23 protein-coding genes are annotated in these 22682 nt (G+C 63.9%); 15 read left to right on the top strand and 8 right to left on the bottom strand.

From position 1 onward, the window contains the following. Positions 1–104: 104 nt before the first annotated feature. From VLT15_08635 to VLT15_08615, 5 genes are all read left to right on the top strand, one after another. Positions 105–722: a hypothetical protein gene (locus tag VLT15_08635; protein ID HSR45281.1), complete on the top strand. Its 618-nt coding sequence runs from the start codon at positions 105–107 to the stop codon at positions 720–722. Positions 723–724: 2 nt separating this feature from the next. Further along, entirely contained in the window at positions 725–2293 is a 1569-nt protein-coding gene (locus VLT15_08630; protein ID HSR45280.1) for a gamma-glutamyltransferase, read from the top strand. Beyond that, on the top strand, positions 2290–2937 hold the full coding sequence (locus VLT15_08625; GenBank protein ID HSR45279.1) for a histidine phosphatase family protein: 648 nt from the start codon (positions 2290–2292) through the stop codon (positions 2935–2937). The genes VLT15_08630 and VLT15_08625 overlap by 4 nt, the downstream gene beginning before the upstream one ends. Before the next feature lie 134 nt (positions 2938–3071). Beyond that, the gene (locus VLT15_08620) at positions 3072–3842 is read left to right on the top strand and encodes a septal ring lytic transglycosylase RlpA family protein (protein HSR45278.1); all 771 of its coding nucleotides are present in this window, start codon (positions 3072–3074) and stop codon (positions 3840–3842) included. Between the two features lie 171 nt (positions 3843–4013). After that, entirely contained in the window at positions 4014–5417 is a 1404-nt protein-coding gene (locus VLT15_08615; GenBank protein ID HSR45277.1) for a cytosine permease, read from the top strand. A 25-nt stretch (positions 5418–5442) separates the two neighbouring features. On the opposite strand, the gene VLT15_08610 is transcribed toward VLT15_08615, so the two are convergent. After that, on the bottom strand, positions 5443–5814 hold the full coding sequence (locus tag VLT15_08610; GenBank protein HSR45276.1) for a helix-hairpin-helix domain-containing protein: 372 nt from the start codon (positions 5812–5814) through the stop codon (positions 5443–5445). Between the two features lie 146 nt (positions 5815–5960). Here VLT15_08610 and rlmN point away from each other — a divergent pair, with 146 nt between their 5' ends. Then, complete coding sequence (rlmN, locus tag VLT15_08605) at positions 5961–7013, top strand: 23S rRNA (adenine(2503)-C(2))-methyltransferase RlmN (GenBank protein ID HSR45275.1); 1053 nt, start codon at positions 5961–5963, stop codon at positions 7011–7013. 116 nt (positions 7014–7129) lie between these two features. Next, positions 7130–8071 carry a M23 family metallopeptidase gene (locus tag VLT15_08600; protein ID HSR45274.1) on the top strand — a complete coding sequence of 314 codons (942 nt, stop codon included), beginning with the start codon at positions 7130–7132 and terminating at the stop codon, positions 8069–8071. A gap of 14 nt (positions 8072–8085) precedes the next feature. Here VLT15_08600 and VLT15_08595 read toward each other — a convergent pair whose 3' ends face one another. Beyond that, the gene (locus VLT15_08595) at positions 8086–9750 is read right to left on the bottom strand and encodes a DUF885 domain-containing protein (GenBank protein HSR45273.1); all 1665 of its coding nucleotides are present in this window, start codon (positions 9748–9750) and stop codon (positions 8086–8088) included. Positions 9751–9845: 95 nt separating this feature from the next. Then, the gene (locus VLT15_08590; protein HSR45272.1) at positions 9846–10649 is read right to left on the bottom strand and encodes a site-specific DNA-methyltransferase; all 804 of its coding nucleotides are present in this window, start codon (positions 10647–10649) and stop codon (positions 9846–9848) included. A gap of 47 nt (positions 10650–10696) precedes the next feature. On the opposite strand from VLT15_08590, the gene VLT15_08585 reads away from it, so the two are divergent. Then, entirely contained in the window at positions 10697–11170 is a 474-nt protein-coding gene (locus VLT15_08585; GenBank protein ID HSR45271.1) for a GNAT family N-acetyltransferase, read from the top strand. 51 nt (positions 11171–11221) lie between these two features. Here VLT15_08585 and infA read toward each other — a convergent pair whose 3' ends face one another. From infA to VLT15_08570, 3 genes are all read right to left on the bottom strand, one after another. Further along, positions 11222–11446 carry a translation initiation factor IF-1 gene (gene infA / locus VLT15_08580; protein ID HSR45270.1) on the bottom strand — a complete coding sequence of 75 codons (225 nt, stop codon included), beginning with the start codon at positions 11444–11446 and terminating at the stop codon, positions 11222–11224. A 175-nt stretch (positions 11447–11621) separates the two neighbouring features. After that, positions 11622–12362, bottom strand: coding sequence for a YceI family protein (locus VLT15_08575; protein HSR45269.1), 741 nt, complete (start codon positions 12360–12362; stop codon positions 11622–11624). 72 nt (positions 12363–12434) lie between these two features. Next, the gene (locus VLT15_08570; protein ID HSR45268.1) at positions 12435–13019 is read right to left on the bottom strand and encodes a hypothetical protein; all 585 of its coding nucleotides are present in this window, start codon (positions 13017–13019) and stop codon (positions 12435–12437) included. A gap of 181 nt (positions 13020–13200) precedes the next feature. Here VLT15_08570 and VLT15_08565 point away from each other — a divergent pair, with 181 nt between their 5' ends. Together VLT15_08565 and VLT15_08560 are read left to right on the top strand one after the other, a co-directional pair. Beyond that, a complete protein-coding gene (locus VLT15_08565) occupies positions 13201–13872 on the top strand; it encodes a response regulator transcription factor (GenBank protein HSR45267.1) in 672 nt (223 codons plus the stop codon). Further along, entirely contained in the window at positions 13869–15269 is a 1401-nt protein-coding gene (locus tag VLT15_08560; GenBank protein ID HSR45266.1) for a HAMP domain-containing sensor histidine kinase, read from the top strand. The genes VLT15_08565 and VLT15_08560 overlap by 4 nt, the downstream gene beginning before the upstream one ends. Before the next feature lie 121 nt (positions 15270–15390). On the opposite strand, the gene VLT15_08555 is transcribed toward VLT15_08560, so the two are convergent. Further along, on the bottom strand, positions 15391–16728 hold the full coding sequence (locus tag VLT15_08555) for a DUF4147 domain-containing protein (protein HSR45265.1): 1338 nt from the start codon (positions 16726–16728) through the stop codon (positions 15391–15393). After that, positions 16725–17873: a hypothetical protein gene (locus VLT15_08550; GenBank protein ID HSR45264.1), complete on the bottom strand. Its 1149-nt coding sequence runs from the start codon at positions 17871–17873 to the stop codon at positions 16725–16727. Before VLT15_08550 ends, VLT15_08555 begins: the two co-directional genes overlap by 4 nt. A gap of 127 nt (positions 17874–18000) precedes the next feature. On the opposite strand from VLT15_08550, the gene VLT15_08545 reads away from it, so the two are divergent. The 5 genes from VLT15_08545 to VLT15_08525 are packed head-to-tail and all read left to right on the top strand — an operon-like array spanning position 18001 to position 22629. Continuing rightward, a complete protein-coding gene (locus VLT15_08545) occupies positions 18001–18633 on the top strand; it encodes a TetR/AcrR family transcriptional regulator (GenBank protein ID HSR45263.1) in 633 nt (210 codons plus the stop codon). Continuing rightward, positions 18630–19709: an alpha/beta fold hydrolase gene (locus VLT15_08540; protein ID HSR45262.1), complete on the top strand. Its 1080-nt coding sequence runs from the start codon at positions 18630–18632 to the stop codon at positions 19707–19709. The genes VLT15_08545 and VLT15_08540 overlap by 4 nt, the downstream gene beginning before the upstream one ends. After that, positions 19706–21100: an ABC transporter substrate-binding protein gene (locus VLT15_08535; GenBank protein ID HSR45261.1), complete on the top strand. Its 1395-nt coding sequence runs from the start codon at positions 19706–19708 to the stop codon at positions 21098–21100. Before VLT15_08540 ends, VLT15_08535 begins: the two co-directional genes overlap by 4 nt. Before the next feature lie 54 nt (positions 21101–21154). Beyond that, a complete protein-coding gene (locus tag VLT15_08530; GenBank protein HSR45260.1) occupies positions 21155–21931 on the top strand; it encodes an ABC transporter ATP-binding protein in 777 nt (258 codons plus the stop codon). After that, complete coding sequence (locus VLT15_08525; protein ID HSR45259.1) at positions 21928–22629, top strand: ABC transporter ATP-binding protein; 702 nt, start codon at positions 21928–21930, stop codon at positions 22627–22629. The genes VLT15_08530 and VLT15_08525 overlap by 4 nt, the downstream gene beginning before the upstream one ends. Positions 22630–22682 lie beyond the last annotated feature (53 nt).

Here is a 22682-nt window from a genome sequence, read left to right as displayed (position 1 = left end):
CCGGTACGCCATCTATCGCAGAAGCGATGCACGGAGACTAACAGCGCACCGGTTCGCATCTCAATAACTTTCGCACGAACCCAAGCACGCTACATTGTGCAGTGATGCGCTACCAGGAACTCGAAGAAACCCTCTGTCGCCTGCCTACGGTCGACGCCGCCAGGGTCGTCGGCGAGAACGGCACCATCAGCGAGATCCACATCTTGGGCTCACCCGGCAAGACCCCAAAGCAGGTCGTGCGCGACGTGCAGTCCCTGGCCATGGCCCGGTTCGGGCTCACAGTCGACCGCCGGGTGATCTCCGTCGTGCAGATCGAGAACGAGGAAATCGGCCGGGGCGATCGCCCTGCCATCGTCGACATCCTCGAGGAACCCGTCGGATCCAAACTCACCGTGACTGTGACTCTGGCCTGGCGAAACGAGATGATTACCGGTGTTGCCAGCGGCCCCAGCGCCGCAACGACGCGCCTTCGCTCCGTCGGTGAGGCCACCGTGGCGGCCCTGGAACATGCCATCGGAGACGACGCTGCGGTGGCACTGGCGGCGCTCGAGACCCCGACCATCGGTACAAGACAGGTCGCCGTAGCGCAGATCGTCATCGTGTCGGGCGGCGAGGAACGTGTCCTGGTCGGGTCGGCGCTGGTCGGAGCCAATGAGGCGCAGGCCGCCGTACGCGCCGTGCTGGATGCCGTCAACCGTATCGTGCCCAGCTTCCGCCGCTAGGAATGCATCGCGCGACCGAAGCACAGACATTCGGTGATGTGGTCGTCACGGCCCACGGCCTGGGCACTCAGGCGGCCATGGAAATCCTCTCGGCGGGAGGCAACGCCGTCGACGCCGCCATCGCAGCCAATGCGGTGCTCGGTGTCTGTGAGCCGCACACCTGTGGGATCGGCGGAGACCTCTTCGCCCTCATCCTTGAGCCCGGGTCTGCAGGGCCGCTGGCCCTGAACGCGTCGGGGAGGGCCGGATCCGGCGCGGATCCCGACATCATCAGGCGGGACGGAGGCACGGAGATCCCGTGGGACCATCCACTCACCGCCACGATCCCGGGCTGCGTCGACGGTTGGGAGTCCCTGTCCGGACGGTTCGGCTCGATGCCTCTTGCGGCAGTGCTCGCCCCTGCCATCTCGCTTGCTGAGAACGGGTTCCCGGCTTCGACAGAACTGGCCTCCGCCCTGCGGCGCAAGGAAACCTCCTTTCGAGAGCAGCCCTCCGCCAGGTCGCTCTACGAGGGCGGCGAGCCCGAACGCGGCCGGCGCATCCGGCGCCGGGACCTGGGCAGGACTCTGACGAGCATTGCGAACGGCGGGCGCAGTGCCTTCTATTCGGGCTCACCCGGCAGGGCGATCACCGCCGCAACGGGCTCTCTGATAACTGCGCACGATCTCGAGACCAGTCAAGCCGACTGGGTCGAACCTCTGGCTCTGGAGGTGTTCGGTCGCACTGCCTGGACCATCCCTCCCAACTCGCAGGGATATCTGACACTCGCCGGTGCGTGGATCTTCGAGCACCTCGATCCGCCGCGTGACCCGCTCGAGCCCGGCTACTTTCATGCTCTCATAGAGGCATACAGGTCGATTGCCTGGGAGCGGGACGATCTGGTCGCCGATCCCGACTTCGCTCCTCTACTCCCTCCGGCTCTCGTTTCCTCCGACAGACTGAGAGCGAGGAGCCGGCTGATCACCGACCGCGCCGTATCGTGGCCCACGGAAACGATGCCCCCGGGCGGGACCACCTACCTGTGCGTACTCGACCGGAACGGTCTGGGTGTCTCACTGATCCAATCGAACTTCATGGGAATCGGCAACGGCATCGCCGCCGGCGATCAAGGTTTCTTCCTGCACAATCGAGGGGCAGGATTCAATGTCGAGCCCGGGCACCCGAACGAACTACGGCCGGGCAAGCGGCCGCTCCACACTCTGTCCCCGTCGATGTGGACGAAGGACGGAGCACTCGATCTGATTCTCGGAACGCGCGGCGGCCACCTGCAGCCGCAGCTGCTCGCCCAGGTGGCGGCCCATCTGTTCCATGCAGGCGACGCGCCGGGAGCGGCGCAAGCCCGGCCTCGCTGGACGACCGCACAACTGTCCGGGAGTTCAAAGATAAGAGTGGAAGCTCGGATGGCAGAATCGGTTTGCGAGGATCTGGTGCGGCGCGGACACGATGTCGAGGTTGCGAGCGACATGGAGGGCGGTTGGGGACCGGTTTCTGTTATCGCCGTTGACTCCGACGGCCTGCGAACCGGAGCGCCGGATCCCCGGGTCGACACAGCATCGGTGGGTGTCCGGTGAGCACCACGTTTGCTCTTCTCATAAGGCACGGCGAGGCGGAAGGCAACCGTGAGGGCCGGCTCATAGGCCAGACCAACGCGCCTCTCTCCGACCTCGGCCACCGCCAGGCTGCCGCCGTCGGCGCGCGCCTGTCCACACTCCCGATAACCCGAATCATCTCGAGCGATCTTCCACGGACGATGCAGACGGCAGCACCGCTGGCCGGCCTGCTGCAGCTGGATATCGAGCCGGAGCCCGGGCTCAGGGAGATCGCCAACGGTGAGTGGGAGGGTCGCATGCCTACCGAAGTCGAGGCGAGATGGCCCGACCTTTGGAAACGCTACGGAGCCGGTGAGGACGTGTCGAGGCCCGGGGGCGAATCGTGGGCAGACGTCGGACGGAGAGCCGTTGCCGCCGTGCAGAGCCTGGCGGACACCGGGGACCGCATGATCGCAGTGTTCACACACGGAGGCCCGATCGCCCAGATCCTTCGATGGGCAACCGGGCTACCGCACGACACGCACGTCTACACGGGTCCGATGGGTGCCATGGCCAACACCGGCATCAGCACCATTTCACTGCCTGAGGTCCGGCTGCTCGGCTACAACGACGTCGGCCACCTGGCCGGACTCTTGCGCCACCCCGACACCCCGTTTTTCGGATGATCCGCGCCTGAACCTTCCCCATTATCTTCCATGATCGAGCTTGCGCTCATTTGACGCCGGACCTAGCCTGCGCTTGTTCCCATTATCACGAGCATGCTGACTCGCGGGACACAGAAGGCGGAGTGGATATTCGGATGCGACTCGTTCGTTTGATCGCGTTAGTTGCATGGGCCGGCGTAGCCCTCCTGGCAGTAGCCGGGTTTGCAGCTTTCTCCCCCGACACCACCGACAACCCAGCCGTTCAGGCTGCAACGTCGGACGGCGTGGCGGGGGTTTCTGACGTGCGCGGAGGAGCAGCCGGACTCGTCGCCGCCCAGGCCTTCTCCGAGCTGCAACTCGTCGGCTCGGAACCCGGGGTCGCCGAGTTCTCGGAGGCGGCGGAGCTCGAGTTGTACGCTCGCCTGGTACCGCCGCAGAGCATTCCGACGACGACTACCACCGTCCCCCCGACAACAACGACGACGGTCCCCCCTACGACCACCACGACTTCTCCGCCGGCGACCACCACCACGACGATCACCGAAGACGGTGAGGTACTGTCACTGGGCGGCGTCGGTCCTTGCAAGGCTTCCTACTACGGCGATGCTTTCGCCGGACGAACGACTTCGAACGGTGAGATATTCGATCCGAACTCGATGACCGCCGCCACGCACTTCGTCGACTTCAACACGATCGTCACCGTGACTCGCCTCGACACCGGCGCATCGGTTCAGGTGCGCATCAACGATCGCGGCCCCTACATGCCGGACCTCAAGACACGACACAGCACCCGTTGCATCGACCTCTCGAGGGCTGCGATGGAGGCTCTCGGCGGAACCGAAGCAGGTGTTATCAGGGTCTCGCTCACAATGGCGTTCGACACCAACGGCCTGGCCCGCCTGCAGGCGAAGTACGGCGCCCTCTAGGTCCGCAATCCCCGGGCCGTGATCCATTGGCCGTCCGCAGTCGGCACCCGGATCTCGCCGCCGATGATCCAAGCGCCGGGAACGGTTGGGATAGAACCCGGAACCCACGACCCTGACCCAGCAGGTCCTCCTACCTGCCACGCGGGATCGCTTCGCCTCTAGACTTCCGCCGTGGCAAAACGTGCATGGTTGCCGATTTCCTCCAGCTATCCGATTGGAATGTCCGAACGGGTATTCGGCTCATCCGAGTTTGCGGTGCTGGTTGCCTCTCTGGCCTTCGGCGCGCCGGCGCTGATGGCGAGCATCGAGTTGCTCGGATTCGATCCCGGCCTCGGCCTGACCGTCTCACAACTGATTCTGGCGGCGCCGCTCGGTATCGTCATCGCCGCCGCCCTGGTGTCCCTGGTCGCGTGGCTGGCTTCCGAAAACGGGGTGCCGACGGGCCTACTTCTACGGCCGGCGCTGGGGGTCGCCGGCTCCTGGGCGGCCATGATTCTGCAGGTCACGTTCCTGGTTGCCTGGATTGCCCTCGAACTCGAGTTCGGCGGCTCCGCCATCGTCGGCGGTTTGAAGGCCCTGGATCTCGGGGAAATCCACGAAAACGTGGCGATCGCCGGACTCGCTCTCGCCGCGATTGCCCTGCTCGTCGCCGGCCTTGCCTGGGTGACTCAGATCTGGCTCTATCGCTTCGCCTTCTGGGCCGCCCTGATATTGACGGTCGTGCTTGCCTGGAGATATCTCTCCGTGGTGGATCTGGCGCCGTTGCTCGAAGCCACTCCCGAAGCCGGCAACTTCTGGTTGGGGGTCGATGGAATCATGGTGCTCGGCATCATCTGGTTTCCCGTGGTGGCAGACACCGCCCGGTTCGCCGTTGCCGCCCCGGCGGCCGCCTCGGGCGCCGGGACCGGATTCAGCGTCGCGGCGCTGATCCTCGTGCTCATCGGAGGCATGCGGACGGCGTCTATCGGCCTCCCCAGCGACGACCCGACGTCCCTCCTCCTCGATGGGGTATCCACCTTCGGAGCGATAGTCGTAGTGGCTTGGTTCATCGTTGCCGGGATGGACCAGCCGTTTCTCCTTGCATTCAGCAGCGGGACGGCCCTTTCAACCCTCAACGACCGTTTCGCCGGCCGGATTCAGGCAATCATGCTCGTTGGAATCGGCACGCTGGCCGCTCTGATGGTTCCTACCGGGATCATCAGGGAAATCACCGATCTGGTGGTCGTGCTCATCGCGCAGCTGCTGTCGGTTCTCCTTGCGGATTACTACGTGGTGCGCCGCCGGCACTACGAAACCGACGACCTCTATCGCAGGAAGGGCATCCACTCGGGTGTGAATCTGTACGGGCTGATCGCCGTCGTGGCGGGGTTCGCGTCGGCTGCGGTAATCCGGCCGGTCGGCCCTGAGAGCTGGGTTGCTTTGCTCGAGTCCTGGATTCCCGGCGAAGCCTCGATCGCCGAGTCCGTCGGCCTTCCCCCGATAATGATCTCCATGACGCTGAGCTTCCTGCTCTATGCGGGCCTCGGACGCTGGAAGATCCGCGAGCCGGAAGTCGTATCGAGGCTGAGGGTCTAGCTCCGGAGAGCTCCCTGGAGGAGTCTCAGATTCGCTGCCGTGCCTGAGCCATCCAATCGGATATGCGCGTCTCGGTGGTGTCCAATCCGGATGCGAGCTCATCAATCGAACCGGCGGCGAGGTCGGCGAACGAAGTAATCCCCAGGTCGGCCAACTTGGCGGCAAACACCGGCCCGATGCCTTTGATCTCCTGCAGGTCGTCCTTCACCAGCGGCTCGAGATCCTCATGCGCAGCCTGGTGCGGTCTATGGGGAACCCGTGGATGGTCCTCCGGATGGCGGAGCACCGGCGGTTCGGGTTCGCGAGGCAGAGCCAGAGAGATGAACCGATCCCTCATGGCCCAGATGATGGCTGCAACAGCTGCGGCGAAGGACATGAGGCGAACCAACCGTTTCATGGCGTCGATTCTAGGAGATCGAGTCCGGGACCGGGCCGGCAGGTGCGCCGGGTCCCGCCACCGGCCGTCACCGGGTGCCGATCGCCGGTTGCGAACGGCCCTATCGCCCGGCCGGCCGGCAGCCGGATACCGGTTACCCTGTCTCTGTGCCCTATCTGACCCATCCCGCAGAGCTTGCCGGCCTCTTCCCCGACGAGAACCCATATCGCGCCAAGCAGCTGTACCAATGGCTGTACCGCAAGCCGGCCCTGGCTCCGAGTTCCATGACAGACCTCCCGCCCTCGATGAGAGAGGCCCTCGAAGAGAGTCTGTGGCCGTTCGACGTTGAGGTCGAGCAGAACGCGGACGGCGGGTCCACCATCAAATGGCTGTTCAGAGCCCCGGATGGTGCGGCCATAGAGGCTGTGCTGATGGGTTACCCGGAGCGCACGACCCTGTGTATCTCGAGTCAGGTGGGTTGCGCCCTCGCCTGTTCGTTCTGCGCTACCGGACAGTTCGGTTTCGAACGGCATCTGCAGGCCGGCGAGATCGTTGCCCAGGTCGCGTACGCCCGAGCGTATCTGCGAGACGTCGGCCTGCCGGTGGGACCCAACCAGCTCACCAACATCGTGTTCATGGGAATGGGCGAACCGCTCGCCAACTACGATCGAGTCCGGGAGGCGACCCGGCGGATCGTGGAGGACATGGATATGTCGCCGCGCCGGTTGACGGTCTCCACGGTCGGATTGGTACCCGGCATGCTCCGGCTCGCCGAAGAACCGTGGCCGGTGAACCTCGCAGTCAGCCTGCACGCCGCCGATGATGAACTCCGCAACACGCTGGTCCCGATCAACAAGAGGTATCCCCTCGCCGAGGTCGAGGCGGCCGCCGCCAACTACTTCGAACGCAAGGGACGGCGCGTCTCCATCGAGTGGACGCTGATCGACGGCGTGAACGACACCGTCGAGCAGGCCACCAGGTTGTCCAGAATCGCTCGCCGTCTCGGCGCTCATGTCAATGTGATCCCCCTCAACGCCACGCCGCTCAGCCAGGATCAGCCGTCGCGCCGATCCCGGATCCAGGCATTCGTCGGCCACCTCCGCGCATCAGATGTCAATGTGACGGTCAGGGACACCCGCGGTGCCGATATCGACGCCGCATGCGGGCAACTCCGGGTCGGCCAGGCCGCCCCGCCGGAAATCCGTTTGCGGAACTCCTAAAGCGGTAGCATGGGATTTCCGATTTCTTGATCGTGGCTCCCGCGCTGGGGTTGAAAAGGCCACCAACGAAGTAGTTGCGGGATTCGACGGGCGGAGCATTTGGAGGACGGATGCTCGTGCCATCATCGACACGCCGCTCGATCGCTGCAACGGCGGTTGCCCTGTTCGTGTTTGCGGCCGGGGCGACCTACACCGTACAACCCGGCGACACGCTGTCCGGCATTGCCAACAAGAACGGCACGACCGCGACCGCCCTGGCGCGAGAGAACAACCTTTCCAACCCCGACCGTATCTACGTCGGCCAGCAGCTGTTGATACCGGGAGCAGCGACCTCGGCAGGAGCGGCTTCCTCATCGACTCATACCGTCAAATCGGGTGAGAGCCTGTCAACCATTGCAGCCAAGTACGGAATGACCACCGAAGAGCTGGCGCGAGCCAACGGGATAACCAACACCAACGTGATCTACATCGGCACACGACTGAGCCTGTCCGGCGAAACGATCGATTTCACGCCGGGATCAGGATCAGCCGGATCGCACACCGTCGCCTCCGGGGAGACTCTCGGCAAGATCGCCGCCGCCTACGGCACGACCGTCGACACCCTGGTGGAACTCAACAGTCTGACGAACCCCGACCTGATCAGAGTCGGGCAGGTCCTGGTAGTCCCGGGCGGCAGCTTCATCTGTCCGGTTCCGGGAGGCACCTTCTTCAACGACTACGGGTTCCCGAGATCGGGAGGGCGCTTCCACGAGGGGATCGACCTCTTCGCCGCCGGCGGTACCGAGGTAGTGGCGCCCGTCTCGGGACGGGTGGAGTTCAAGATCGGCTCCATCGGAGGAATGCAGTTCAATCTGTACGGCGACGACGGCGCGACCTACATCGGCTCCCACATGGACAGTTTCGGGGCCTCCGGATACGTTGCCGCCGGAACGGCAATCGGCACGGTCGGGGACTCCGGCAACGCGGTTGGTTCGCGGCCGCACATTCATTTCGAGATCCATCCGGACGACGGTCCGGCAGTGAACCCGTACCCCTACCTGGAGGACGTGTGTAAGTAGCCGCCGGTCGCCGTCTACCGGCTTTCTCCGAGCATCACTTCGCGCAGGTGGTCGAGGCCCAACGGGCCGCAACCCAGTAGGTCGGAGTGGAACTTCTTCACATCGAAGCTATCACCGTACCGCTGCTCCAGGCCGGCCCTGATCTCCCGGATGACACGCTCCCCCACTTTGTAGGAGATCGCCTGCCCGGGCCACCCGAGATACCTGGTCACTTCTGAACGGGCATACGACGGGTCGAGGAATGCACGCTGCTCGAGGAGTTCGACCGCCAGGTCGTAGGACCACACCTCGCCCGGATGGAATCCGGCATCGTCCGGAATCGCATATCCGACATGACAGCCGATGTCGATGACCACCCGGCACGCCCGATGCATCTGATTGACCAGCAGCCCCATCACGTAGTCGGGCCTGTCGTAGAACCCGAGTTCATCCATGAGTTCCTCGACGTACAGCGCCCATCCTTCACCGTATCCCGGATACCAGACCACCATCCGGTGCAGCCGGCTGAGGTTGTCGGCAAGACCAACCTGGATACCGATCTGAAGGTGGTGGCCCGGGTAGCCCTCGTGATATGCGGTCGAGACCTCGTCGTAGATCGATATCGGCCTCCGGTCCGGCAATGCGTAGAACACGGCGCCAGGCCTGGAGAAGTCCTCCGAGGGCTGCATGTAGTAGGCGCCGAGGGCGCTGCCGGCCGGGGCGAGCTTCACGTCGACATGACGCATCTTGTCCGGTATCTCGAAGTGACTTCCCGACAAACGTTCAACAGCATCCACCTGTCGATTCCGGATGAAGTCGAGAAAAGCACCTTCGTCGGGCACACACCTGTCGGGATCCGTTTTGAGCAGCCGGAGCACATCCGCCACGGATCGGCCGGGAGCGATCTCTCCGGCCACCCTCTCCATGCGGTCCCAGAGTGTCCGAACCTCGGACCATCCCCAGGCATAGGTGTCGAGAGTGTCGATGTCGGCCCCGAGGAAATGCCGTGCAGCCCGTACGTACCTCGCTTCGCCCACCGCATCCTCGATGGGGGCAACGGGTAGATACTCCTGCTCCAGATAGTCGGCCAGGCTGCCGAAGGCCTTACGGGCGGCCTCGACGGCCGTGGAGAGGGATGCAACGTCGGCCTCCTCGCAGGCGGTCACGCGACTCGCCAGGTTCTCGAGGAACGATCCGTGCCCTGCATGCGACCGGCACTCCTCGACGGCAGACGCGACCTGACGGCGAGCTGCAAGAAGGTTACGTACGACACCCTCTTCCAATGCATCCCGGTAGGAACCGAGGACCTGCTCCATGGATGACAGCCGCCGGACGATGTTCGAACACCCTTCCGCCGACTGCGCATCCATCATGTCGAACACCTGGACGACCATCTGCAACGGCGAAGCACTGTTGTTCACGTCGCGCAAGTGATCGCCGCTCTCTATCTCCGAAAGGGACCGGCCGACGAAGTCGAGGAGGACTCTCCTGGCGAGTCTCTCCCAATCATCTCCCGAATCGTCTAGTCGGAGCGCCGCCGCCTCATACGTGCGCAGCATGTCGGCGGCGCGTTGAACTCCCTCCGGGCTGAAGTCCTGCCAAAGATGGTCGTATCCGGGGATGCCCATCAAGGTGGCGGCGATCGGCGAGAGCGAGGCAATGTCGTCGACGAGCCGGTCGCTCAGTTCGAGAATGGACATCAGGTCTTCCGCGAATGCCGGCTCGGAGTCACGTCTGCATCCTAGATGCACGCCGGGCTCTCACCGGTCGGACTCAGGGGCCACCCGAACCGGACTCAAACGAGACGGCGGGCCGCGATCTCGATCGCCTCCGGGTTGATGTCGACGAGCAGGTACTCGCGCCCGAGTTCCCGGGCGGCCACACCGACCGTCCCGGACCCGCAGAAGAAGTCGGCGACGAGGTCGCCCGCGTTCGACGACGCAGCGATGATCCGCCTCGCCAGCGCCAGGGGCTTCTGGGTGGGATATCCGGTTCGCTCGGCACCGCTGGTAGGAACGATCGTCATCCACCACACGTCGGTGGGCAGCTTCCCTCTCGCCGCCTTCTCCGGTCCGACGAGGCCGGGAGCCATGTAGGGAATCCTGTCGATGTCGTCGCGATTGAACGTCCAGCGGTCTCCTTTGGCGTACCAGAGAATCGTGTCGTGCTTGCGCGGCCAGCGATCCCGATGCCGTCCGCCGTAGTCGTACGCCCAGATGACCTCGTTTAGAAATCGGTCGGCGCCGAAGATGACATCGAGCATCACCCTCACGTAATGCACTGCGTGATGGTCGAGGTGCAGATACAACGACCCATCGGGTTTGAGCACACGATGCATTTCACGGAGTCGTGCCTCGATGAAGCCGAGGTACTGCTCGAAGGGAAGGTCGTCTCGATACTCCATCGAGCCGACTACCTCGAACGGATACTCGCGACCTCCGAAACCCCGACGAATCCCGTCACCGTTTCCTGTGCGAATCGTGTCGAGGCGCCGGCGCTTCCCGGTTCCGAACGGAGGATCGGTGTAGATGAGATCGACCGACCCATCCGGCAGATTCCGCAACACTTCGAGATTGTCGGCGCATTCCAAACGTGACATCGAAGCGATTATCCCAGGGCTACTCTGCTCTCGTGATCATCGTTCCCATGACCCAGGGGGATTGGGCGGCTGTGGCCGCCATCTACGCCGATGGAATCGCCACCGGTGACGCTACCTTCGAAACGCACGTTCCCGACTGGCCGGACTGGGATGCCGAGCATCTGCCGGACTGCCGGCTGGTCGCCAAAGAAGCCGGCACGGTCGCCGGCTGGGCCGCGCTGAGCCCGGTCTCCGACAGATGTGCCTATGGAGGCGTCGCCGAGGTGAGCGTCTACGTTGGGGCAGGAGCAAGGGGGCGCGGCATCGGCAGGGCGCTTCTGAGCGAGATCATAAAATCCTCGGAAACGGCCGGAATCTGGACTCTTCAGGCGGGTATCTTCCCCGAGAACGAACCCTCGATCGCCCTGCATCGCGCGGCGGGATTCAGGGTGATCGGTACCCGCGAGCGCCTCGGCGAGATGAACGGAACCTGGCGCGATGTGACGCTGCTCGAACGCAGAAGCAAGACCGTAGGCGTATGAATGGTCGACCGGGCGAACCGTCGACCACTGGCAGAACCTAGAACCTGCGGCTCACTTATACCGCCAGACGATCCGGCCGCGAGTCGGATCGTAGGCAGAGAGCTCTAGGTCGACACGATCTCCGGGCAGGATACGAATGTACCGACCCCGCCGCATCTTTCCTGCGGCGCGGGCGAGAACCTCGAGACCGCCATCGACCTCGACCCGGAACGTCGCATTCGGGAGGGTCTCGACGACGACTCCCTGCACCCGGATCACATCATCCTGCTTGGCCACTCAGGCTCCTTGAATCTACAGACAACCAAGCAAGGGTACCTGGTGAAGTGCCGAGAACGAAGTCGGAGTCGACCCGTCCACTCCTCGAGGAGCGTGACGCGTTGCAGGCTACGGGTCATGTCCCGTCCCGGGAAAACCACTCGGGACCGGCGACCCAGGGACCCGCCGGAGCGGCCTAGCCGCGCACGAAGGACAGCTGCAGTTCGATCAAGCCGTGGTCGTTCACGCCCACCAGGATCGGCGCGGTGGGAAGCGCTATACCGAAGTCGCCGTAGACGACGTCGACGCTTCCGACGACGACGATCTTGTCGCCGACTAGTTGCGCTTCGAGCGGGAACTCCAGCCTTTTCGTGACGCCGTGCAATGTGAGGTCGCCTGTGGCCACCACGGAGATGGCCACTCCTTCTTCCGGGATCGCCCCGAGATCGATCGGTCCGGCCAGAACGAATGAGGCGGTCGGGAACGCGCCGGTCTCCAGGGCCTGGCGACCCATCGCCCCGTCCCGGCGACTGTCATCGGATCGGAGAGAGGTCATGTCGACCTCGATAAGCACCTCGGTCAGCGTCGCACCCTCCAGCTCGAGATACCCGGAAACGGCGCTGGTCCTGCCGACGGCCTCGGTCACCCCTATGCCGGCAAGCTCCTCGCCAACGCGATATCCCGCGAATGAGCTGCCATCGGCCAGAACCGACCAGGTCCCATCCAATCCGGCCTCTACCGATTCGTCGTTAGCAGCGTCGTCGGCGCCACCAGGAAGGGACTGCACCGGGGCAGCTTCATCCGCCGGAACACTTGCCGCGGCAACGGCGTCATCAAGCGACACACGCTCCGGATTGTCCGAACGAAGGAAGAAGAACCACAGCGCGGCCAGAACGACAATCACGACACCGCCAAGTGCCATCCAACGTTTGCTCATTCGGGATCCTCCCCAACGACGAAGTGGACAACAATACGGCCGGCACCGGCTTATGTCTCCAGAGCTTGCGGCCTACCCGCCACCACCGCCTCCGAACCCCCGGCCAATCCGGGAGTCTCCGAAGATGGGCCGGCAGATCTCGCCGGCTGCGATGAAGGTCGGATCGTCCCTGTCCTCGAGCCCTCCGAAGATGCCGCCTCCGCCTCCGCCGCCCGGCCCGGAACCCGGTTGGAAAGCGCTCAGATCCGGGTCGGGCATGTCGTAGCCGTTGTCTCGCATGCAGGCCGCAAACTCGAGAAGCATGTCCTGGAACTCGGTTGTGTCCCGATCCTCGAAGCCGATAGTCACGCCCTCGAGGTGCTCGGAGCAGGCAGCCCGGGCCGCTTGCATAGCCTCGCGGTCTGGTTCGGAGTTCGGTCGCGGAAGTCGCAGCTGACCGTCCTGCCCTACTTCCGGATCGTCCACCTCCACACCCTCTGCGCGGAGACACTCGGCGAAAGACAAGAGAGCCGCCTCACGATCGACTTCCTCGGCGGCCGGTGCCACGAGGTCGTCCTCGGCGGCGGTGAGCGAAGCAACCCCACTCTCATCTGCTCCTGGAGAACAGGCGGCGACCAGCAGGGAAAGCGCAAGGACGGGCAGTAGCGGACGTCGCATCGAGATTCACACTCCTTGTATCGGTCGGATCATGACCAAACGCCCTAAGTCGAAGGTGAAACCGGGATGAGTAAACGATGAGAAGCACCATTCATGCGTTTCTCATGTTGCTCTCAACCTCCTCATACAGGAGCATCGTACGGTGAACGTCATGGATTCAGGAACCGGCCATACTGGCGGGATGCGTGTGCTCATCGTGGAAGACGACGACCAGGTCCGCACGGCGCTGTCCCGCGCTCTGAACTTCGAGGGCTATGAGGTAGAGACGGCCCACGATGGAGCGGAGGGACTCGAACGGGTTCTATCGACATCTCCCGATGTCATCATTCTGGATGTGATGATGCCGCATGTGGACGGGCTCGAAGCCACTCGCCGCTTGCGAGCACGCGGCGACACAACACCCGTTCTCATGCTCACCGCTCGCCATGAGGTGTCGGATCGAGTGGCAGGACTCGACGCCGGAGCGGACGATTACCTGGTCAAGCCGTTCGCGCTCGAGGAACTGCTGGCACGACTGCGCGCCCTCCTTCGCCGATCTGAACCGGAGACCGGCGATCTCATGCGCGTCGGCGACCTGACTCTCGACCCGCCAACCCGCGAGGTCCGCAGGGGCGACAGCCCGATCGAGCTCACCAAGACCGAGTTCCAGCTGCTCGAACTCCTGATGTTGAACCAGGGGATCGTGTTGACCCGCGAGACGATCTACGAACGAATCTGGGGATTCGACTTCGGGACATCTTCGAACTCACTCGACGTGTACATCGGCTACCTGCGCAGAAAGACCGAGCCGAAGGGCGAGCCGCGGCTCATTCAAACCGTCCGGGGCGTCGGATACGTCCTCCGCGCACCATGAGCCTCAGGCTTCGTCTCACCCTATTCGTGGCCGGAGCCGCAGCCGTCGCGGTTGCCGCGGTATCGACCGCCGGATACATCTTTGCCGCCAATGAGGTATACGACGAAGTCGACCTCTTTCTGGAGCAGCGAATCGGATTCCTCGGTGCATTCTCCCTCTTCCCCGGCAGCGGGGATGACCCTTTCCACCTCGGCGAGGATCCCATCATGGGGATGGGAATGGGAATCGGCGGACGTGGCTCACGTTTCGTTCAACCAGACTCCATAGTTCAGATCCTCACAACGGACGGAACGGTCTTTGCCACTTCGGGCCCGTTGCCCGTTGACGAATTGGATCTGGAAGTAGCCGGGGGCGAGAGGCCGGCCACGATCCACACGATCGACGTCGACGGCGAGCAATACCGTGTCATCACCGCTCCCTTCAACCTTCCGGCTCTCAGCGGCCACCCGCTCGGAGCCGTTCAGGTAGCCCGATCCCTCACCGAAGCAACCTCCGTCCTCGACGGCATGAAAGCTCGAATGCTCTCCACCGGCGGCATCGGTGTGGCACTGGCGGCGTTGGCCGGCTGGCTCATCGCAGGTAGAGCCCTGCGACCGGTCGGAGAACTGACGGCGGCAGCCGAACACGTGGCAACGACCCAGGATCTCGACTCACCGATCGACGTCGCACAAAACGATGAAGTCGGCCGCCTGGCGAGCTCATTCAACGCAATGCTGGCCGCCCTGGCAGACTCGAAACGCCAGCAGCAACAACTGGTGGCAGATGCCGGCCACGAACTCAGGACCCCCCTGACGAGCCTGCGCACGAACATAGAACTCCTGGCGCGAGCCGATACTCTGCCCGAGGACCAGCGGCGGGAGTTGATGGACGATGCGACGACCGAACTCCAGCATCTATCCGAACTGGTGGCCGAGCTGGTCGATCTCGCCACCGACCGATCCGTGGAGGAGCCATCCGCCGACATCAGGCTGGATCAGCTGGTCGCATCGGTCGCCAACCGGGCGCAGCGACGATCGGGCCGGCAGGTGAGGGTCGATACGGAGCCGGTGGTGGTGTACGCCCGCGCCGGCGCAATTGAACGCGCGGTCGCAAATCTCCTGGACAACGCGATCAAGTGGGGCCCACCCGGCCGGCCGATCGAGGTTGCCCAGCGTCGGGGAGAGGTGACGGTTCGCGATCACGGACCCGGTATCCAGGCAGGAGATCATGATCGGGTCTTCGATCGGTTCTACCGTGCAACGAACGCGCGCAACATGCCGGGATCCGGGCTCGGTCTGGCCATCGTGCGCCAGATCGCCGAAGAGCATGGAGGATCCGTTTCAGCCACGAATGCCTCCGACGGCGGAGCCGTTGTCGGATTCGTACTACCCGGGGCGGAAGAAGTAGGAAGCAGGTAACAGAACCGGCAGGTTACGGGTTCTGAGTCCTGAGCTCCCGGCCCATCACGCCCCCGGCGGTCGGGTCATTAGCCGTGGGTCAATCCGGAGCAGAATGCCAATCGCCAGCTGCCACGGCCTCTCACCCGCTGCGTGCTACCAGGATCAGGTCCCCGACGTTTGTACCCGTGGGGCCTGTCACGATCACGTCGCCTACAGCGGAGAGATACGAGTATGAATCGTGTCTCCTCAGGTAATCGGCGGCATCGAGCCCGAGTTCCTTCCCGCGCGCCACGGATCCGCCATCGGCGAAAGCCCCCGCTACCTCTGTCGACCCGTCGATGCCGTCCGTGCCGGCGGCCAAGAGGACAACGCCACCGTCACCGGCCAGACCGAGCGCAGCCGCCAGCGCCAATTCCTGATTGCGCCCCCCTCTTCCGTCGCCGTCGACGGTCACCGTGGTTTCGCCCGCGTAGACGAGCATTTCCCCCGGCCGCAGGTGAGATGCCGATGCAACGATGCGGCCCGCTACCTCGCGCGCTTCGCCGGTCACGTCCACAGCTGCCACCGCTGCCTCCCAGCCGAGCGCCCGGGCTCGGTGCACCGCCCCCTCAGCAGCCCTCCTCGCCGTAGCTACCAGCTCGATTGACTGCGTCGCGAAGACGCCCTCGTCCTTTACCGTTTCCGGAACGCGGCCGTCGGCTCCGGCTTCGAGGTGCTCGACGACCCGCCCCGGAACGGTCCGCCGGAGATCGAATCGGTCGAGAACGGCGAGGGCGTCGGCAAAGGTCGAGAGGTCCGGGACCATCGGGCCCGACGCGATCACCGTCAGGTCGTCACCCACGACATCGGAAATCACGAGAGTCACTACCGCGGCGGCACCCGAAACGGTCGCGGCGAGGCGCCCCCCTTTGACGGCCGACAGATGTTTGCGAACGGTATTCAGCTCCTGAATCGACGCCCCGCAACGCAGCAGTAGCGAGGTCGTGGTTGCGAGGTCGGCGAGCGACACGCCGGCTGCAGGCAGGGTCAGCAACGCCGAACCTCCACCGGAGATCGCAACGAGGACGACATCACGCGGGCCTGCGGTTGCAGCCGCCTCCGTCAGTCTCCGGGCTGCGGACACGCTCGTCTCATCGGGTACCGGGTGGGCAGCCCGCAGAACGTCCAGATAGGGCACGTCCCTCGGGTCGTTCGAAACGACGACCCCATCGATCGGCAAGTCGCCGAGAATCGAGACTATGGCACCGGCCATCGGCACCGATGCCTTGCCGAATGCGAGCACCAGGACGCGGTCGATCTCCTCGAGGTCTATCGCCCGCCTACCGGCGAACAGGAATCTGCCATCCCGCCGCAGAGCCGCCCCGACCGCCACGCCGGGGTCTACCGCACGGAGGGCAGATTGGAACACGCGGGCCAGACTCCCCCGCCTTCCGGGATCGTTGGCCAGCGCGGCATGATCCACAGTCGGCCCGGTCACGAGTCGAGTTCGGCCCGACGACGGTATCCGTCCACCATTTCCGCCAGGTACCGCTGGGAATGCTCATAGCCGCGCAGCGCCCGGGTTGCCGTGTAGCTGATCACGCGCGCCACCCAGAGCCGGAACAGCACCGCCTCCCAGTCGGGATCACCGGGCACGAAGGCTTCGAGCAGCGTTCGAAATGAGAGGAACCATGCATCTTCGTCCAGGAACAGGAAGGTCGGCGCCGATCGATTGGCGAGCATCCCTTCCTCCACGCCCGTCGGGAAGTGCCCGAGCAACTCGGCCTGCCGGGGGGTCCAATCCGCGCTGAGTAGATGCAGGGTGGCTTCGAGGTTGTATCCGACCTTCTCGGTGATGGATGACGGGACCGGAGCCGCTGCCTCGATCTGGTGGGTCGCGCCCGGGCCAACAACCTCGCCGGTGAGGCTTTGAATAGCCGAAAAGCACTCCACGAGCATCGTCCGAAGGTCGGTCAAACCACCGTACAGTGCATGTTGTTTGCCCTGCGGAACGTAGGTCTCATATACGGAGAACCCTGCCTGGACCGTGGAGAAGGTGTAGAGGGTGTCTATGCCCCAGTCGCTCTGGTCGCGGACACGCGCGTCTGCGACCAGCGCCTCGACGACCGGGCGGGTGAAGAGCAACTCGCCTCCGAGCGGTTGCTCGATGCGCGGCAGTTCGGTGTGGGGCCAGAGGAGGGCAAAGCCCGTCCGGGTGATCATCCAGGTGATCATGGCGTCGGTGCTGGGGCGCGGAAAGAAGTGCCGCACAACGTCGTATCCGCGGTCGGCCGCCCTCTCGGCCTGGGTGATCCAATCGGGCCCGAAGCTCGTGATGTCTGCGTCGTAGAAGTGGATTCGCCCTGCGTCCGTCTCATTGAGGAAATAGCGGAGTCCCGTGTTCATGCCGTCCCCCTTGCCCGGCCGCTTCGAACCTATCCGGTCCTGAAGAATGAGATCCACGGGAGTACCGGTTGTCGAGGCGAGCTCAGGCCCGAACGACTCGACGGCCCGATAGGTCGACTCCACTTCGGCTCCCACGGCGAGAACTCGCTCAACCGCCGGATGCGATGCAGCAACCCGGAGATTGAACTCGACGACCTTCGGATCTTCGGTCCGGAACGGGAACACGACGAGGGACATGACCCCCCACGCTACTTGCCGGCGAGCATTCCCGGCCAGCGGCCCGGCACTCCCGACCTTTCAGTTCGCGAAATCTTTTCTTAGATCCGGTTCGTATCCTTGGAGACAATCGCCCATAATCTGAGACGTGACTCAGGCGTCAACTCTGAAGGCAGCGGTCACCGCCCCTCCGACCGCGCGCGGTCGGGCGACCAGACAGGCCCTGCTCGACGCCGCCGAATCGGTATTCGGCGAAGTTGCTTTCGAACGGGCATCGGTGTCTGAGATAACCCGGCGCGCCGGCGTGGCACAAGGCACCTTCTATGTCTACTTCCCCGACAAGAAGGCCGCCTTCGCCGAACTCGTGCGCCACCTGAACCATTCCCTGCGCGAAACGATCGCACGGGCCGTCGACGGCTTGAGCGATCGAAGAGAGATCGAACGTGTCGGGTTTCGCACCTTCTTCGACTACGTCCGCGATCATCGGGCTCTGTACAAGGTCGTTCGCGAAGCAGAATTCGTCGATCCGGTGATCTACAGGTGGCACTACGAAACACTCGCCATCGGATACTCGACCGGCCTCGAGCGCGCCAAGCAGGCCGGGCAGTTGCCGCACGACCTGGATTCGGCGACGATTGCTCACCTCCTGATGGGAATCGCCGAGTTCATGGGCGGCAGATATGTGCTCCGCGAAGAGGCAGAACTCTCGGACGAAGTGTTCGAACAGGTGATGGCCTTCGTGGATCGCGGTATCAATTACCAGAACGGCGTCGCTCCATGAGCGTCCCCACACTCCCCGGGATTCGCACCGAGACCGTCACAACCTCGCGCATCACCACCCGTGTGCTCTTCAGCGGACCGACCACCGGCGCTCCGGTGCTCTTCCTCCACGGGAACCTCTCGTGCGCGACCTGGTGGGAAACGACCATGTTGCGGCTCCCCGCCGGTTTCCAAGGCGTTGCGCCGGACCAGAGGGGATTCGGAGAGGCGGATTCGGAAAAGAAGATCGACGCTACCAACGGCCTCGGCGACCCGGCCGGTGACGCACTGGCACTGCTCGATGAACTCGACATCGAACGGGTCCACCTCGTGGGCAACTCGATGGGCGGCAGCGTCGTATGGCGACTGATCGCAGATGCTCCGGAGCGAATCATCACGGCGACCCAGGTCGCGCCGGGCTCGCCGTTCGGGTTCGGCGGCACCAGAGACGTCGACGGCCGCCCTTGCTGGGATGATTTCGCCGGATCCGGCGGCGGGCTCATCAACGCGCAAGTGGTCGAGCGGCTTCGAGCGGGCGACGACGGTATTGAAAGCCCCTTCTCTCCCCGCAACGCCCTCCGCTCGCTCATAGTGGTACCCGGTTCGGTGCCGGAGAACGAGGACGGCCTGGTCGCCGCGATGCTGTCGACGCACCTCGGCGAACAGGACTACCCCGGCGACATGACCCCGAGTGCCAACTGGCCGTTCGTGGCCCCCGGCACGATGGGTGTCAACAACGCTTTGTCTCCCAAATACACATCCGGGCTGGTGGATCGACTCCTGGCGGCAAACCCGAAACCTCCGATCGCCTGGGTGCGCGGCGAACTCGACAGAGTTGTCTCCGATCAGGCGGCCGGCGATCCCGGCACCCTCGGAGCATTCGGCCTCATCCCCGACTGGCCGGGCGCGGAGACCTATCCTTCGCAACCCATGCTCGGCCAAACCCGGCGCATCTTGGAACGCTATGCCGAGATGGGTGGAGAATTCTCCGAGACCATCATCGCCGCGACGGCCCACGTTCCCTTCATCGAAGAACCGACAGAGTTCGATCGTGTGTTCCATGCACACATCGAGAAACCAGGAGGAAACCGAGAATGAGACGAACAACCCGGCGCATCCCGGCGCTACTGCTCGTATTGGCGCTGATCCTCGCCGCATGCGGCGGTGACAGCGACGACACGACGACCACGGTGGCGGACGCGACCACCGAGACGACTGCAGCCGACACGGTCACGGAAACAACGACCGCCGAGGAGACAACAACAACGACCCTGGCCGAGATGACCGGCCTGACCTGCGACGAACCCGTCACGGTCGGTGTGGTCACCGACCTGACGGGGCCGCTGGCCATCTACGGCGCCCACATCAACCGTGGTGTACCGATCGGATTCGCCTACGCCACGGGCGGCGAGGTCGGCTCGGGCCTCGAGCAGAGCTACATGGTCGACGACTGCGAGATCCGGGTGATCTTCAAAGACGACCAGAGCAATCCGGAGCTGACCGCCACGGCGGGACGGGAGCTCATCGAGATCGAGGGAGCCGACATCATCATCGGCACCGTCAGCTCGGGAGCAACAGCCAGCCTGCAGAGCCTGGCAATCGAGAACAACATCATTCTGATTGCAGCACCGGCCGCTGCCACCGACATCACCGGCAAGGATTTCAACGAGAACACCTTCCGGGCCAGCAGGAACAACTATCAGGATGCAATGGCGATCTGTGAACAGTTCGTCAACGGCGACGGGTACAAGACCTTCGTCCAGATCGCGCCCGACTACTCCTTCGGTTACGGCGGAGCGGCCGGTTACAAAGACGCCTGCACGTTTGCAGGCGGCGAGTTCATCGCAGACGACGTGTTCGCGCCGGCCGACACAACGGACTTCACTTCCTACCTCGAGCCGCTGGCGGACACCGACGCGGATGCCTTCCTGGTGACCTGGGCAGGCGGAGGCTTCGTGCCGCTGCTCCAGGGCGCCCTCGACCTCGGTGTCGTGGACGAGGACACCGTTCTCGGTTCCCCGTTCGTGGACAACATCGTCATGCCGGCATTCTTCGCAAATGCGATCGGTTCGACAGCCTCGATCATCTATCACTACACGGCTGCCGACAATGCCATCAACGATTACCTGATCGAGAAGGACGCCGAACTCGGAGCCTTCCCGGATCTGTTCGATGCCGACGGCATGAACGCGGCGATCATGGTCGTCGAGGCCATCAGGGCCACGAACGGGGCCGTGGACGCCGACTCGTTGCGGGCGGCACTCGAAGGGATGTCCTTTGAAGGTCCCAAGGGCACGATCGAGATCCGCGCAGAGGATCACGTCGCCATACAGGACATGTATATCGTCAAACTCTTGAACGTCGACGATCCCGAGTTCAAGTACTACGAGTACGTCGGAACGGTCCGTCCGGAGCCGCCCTGCCTGCTCGAAGGCGATTTCACCGCCCGTTGTGGCAACCTGCCCACCGGCAGCCTGAGCGGAAGCTAGACACGATCGGGTGGGGCGGCTCCGGCCGCCCCACCCCTCACACATGGTGAGGCGATGAGCAACGTCATCCTCGAAACCCGCAACCTGACCAGAGAATTCGGTGCGCTCGTCGCCGTGGATGACGTCTCGGTCTCTATCGAAGCCGGCTCACTGCACTCGATAATCGGCCCAAACGGAGCCGGCAAGACCACCTTCTTCAATCTGGTGAGCGGGACGCTGCGGCCGACCGGTGGTCGCGTCTTCTTCAAAGGCGACGACATCACTCAGCTACCGGTGCACAGGACCATCCACAGGGGTATCGGTAGATCGTTTCAGATCACCAACCTCTTCCCGAATCTGACCGTACTGGAGAACGTTCGCCTCGCCGCGCAGGCCATGGGCGGCGATAGCCTCCGGTTCTTCCGTTCGCACCGACGCTTCGGTCAATACTTCGATCGGGCCATGGATGTGCTCGATCAGGTCGGCCTGACCGACAAAGCCGCACAGTTGGCCGGAACACTTCCGCACGGTGATCAACGGAAGCTCGAACTGGGCATGATCCTCGCCCCGGATCCGGAGGTGCTCATGCTGGATGAGCCCACGGCAGGTATGGCTTCCGAACAGGTGCCGGAGCTGATGCGCCTCGTCCAGTCGATTCAGGAGTCCGGAGACAAGACCGTCGTCCTGGTCGAGCACAACATGAACGTCGTCATGTCGGTATCCGATCGAATAACCGTCATGCACCAGGGAGCCCTGCTCGCCGAAGGCAGTCCGGCTGCGATATCGGCCGATGAACGAGTGCAGACCGCCTACCTCGGCGAGCTCTACAAAGACCCCCAGGGTGACCGATGAGCCTGCTCCGCTTGGACGAGGTCCATACCTTCATCGGTCAATACCACATACTCGAAGGAGTATCGCTGGACGTCCCTGCCGGAGACATCGTCGCGCTGCTGGGCCGCAATGGAGCCGGCAAGACCACCACCCTCAAAACCATCCTCGGACTGACTCCCGCCCGGAGAGGGACGATCCAACTGGATGGCCGGGACATCACGCTGCGCCGCAGCTTCGACATCACCAATATGGGCATCGGCTACGTGCCCGAGCACCGGGCGATCTTTGCCGAGCTCAGCGTCGAGGAGAACCTGCGTATCGCCGAGCGCAACAAGGGCGATCTCGCTGCACGCGCAGACCTCATCTTTGGCCTCTTCCCCGACCTCAAACGCTTGATTCGCTTGCCGGGAACCAACCTCTCCGGCGGACAGCAACAGATGCTGGCCGTCGCCCGGGCACTGGTCGCGGACAACCGGCTACTCCTGATCGACGAGCCGAGTGAGGGCCTGGCGCCCGTGATCATCGAGCAGATGATGGACGCCATCACCCGGTTGTCGGAACACTCGACGGTCCTTCTCGTGGAGCAGAACTTCATCGTCGCCAGCCGGCTCGCCCAGCACTACGTGATCATCGAAGAGGGCAAGTCGGTCAAGGCGGGCTCGATGGCCGATCTGGTTGACGACGAAGAGACGATCAAGAGATACCTGGGGGCGGCATGAAAGCTCGCAACCGTCGGCCAGCAGCCGTCGGCCGTTGGCCGCACGCGTCCGTG

It is taken from the genome of Acidimicrobiia bacterium, from assembly GCA_035471805.1.
Classification (GTDB): domain Bacteria; phylum Actinomycetota; class Acidimicrobiia; order Spongiisociales; family JAHEDJ01; genus JAHEDJ01.
Note: the sequence above shows the minus strand (reverse complement) of the source record. Positions and strands in the feature narration are given on the sequence as shown.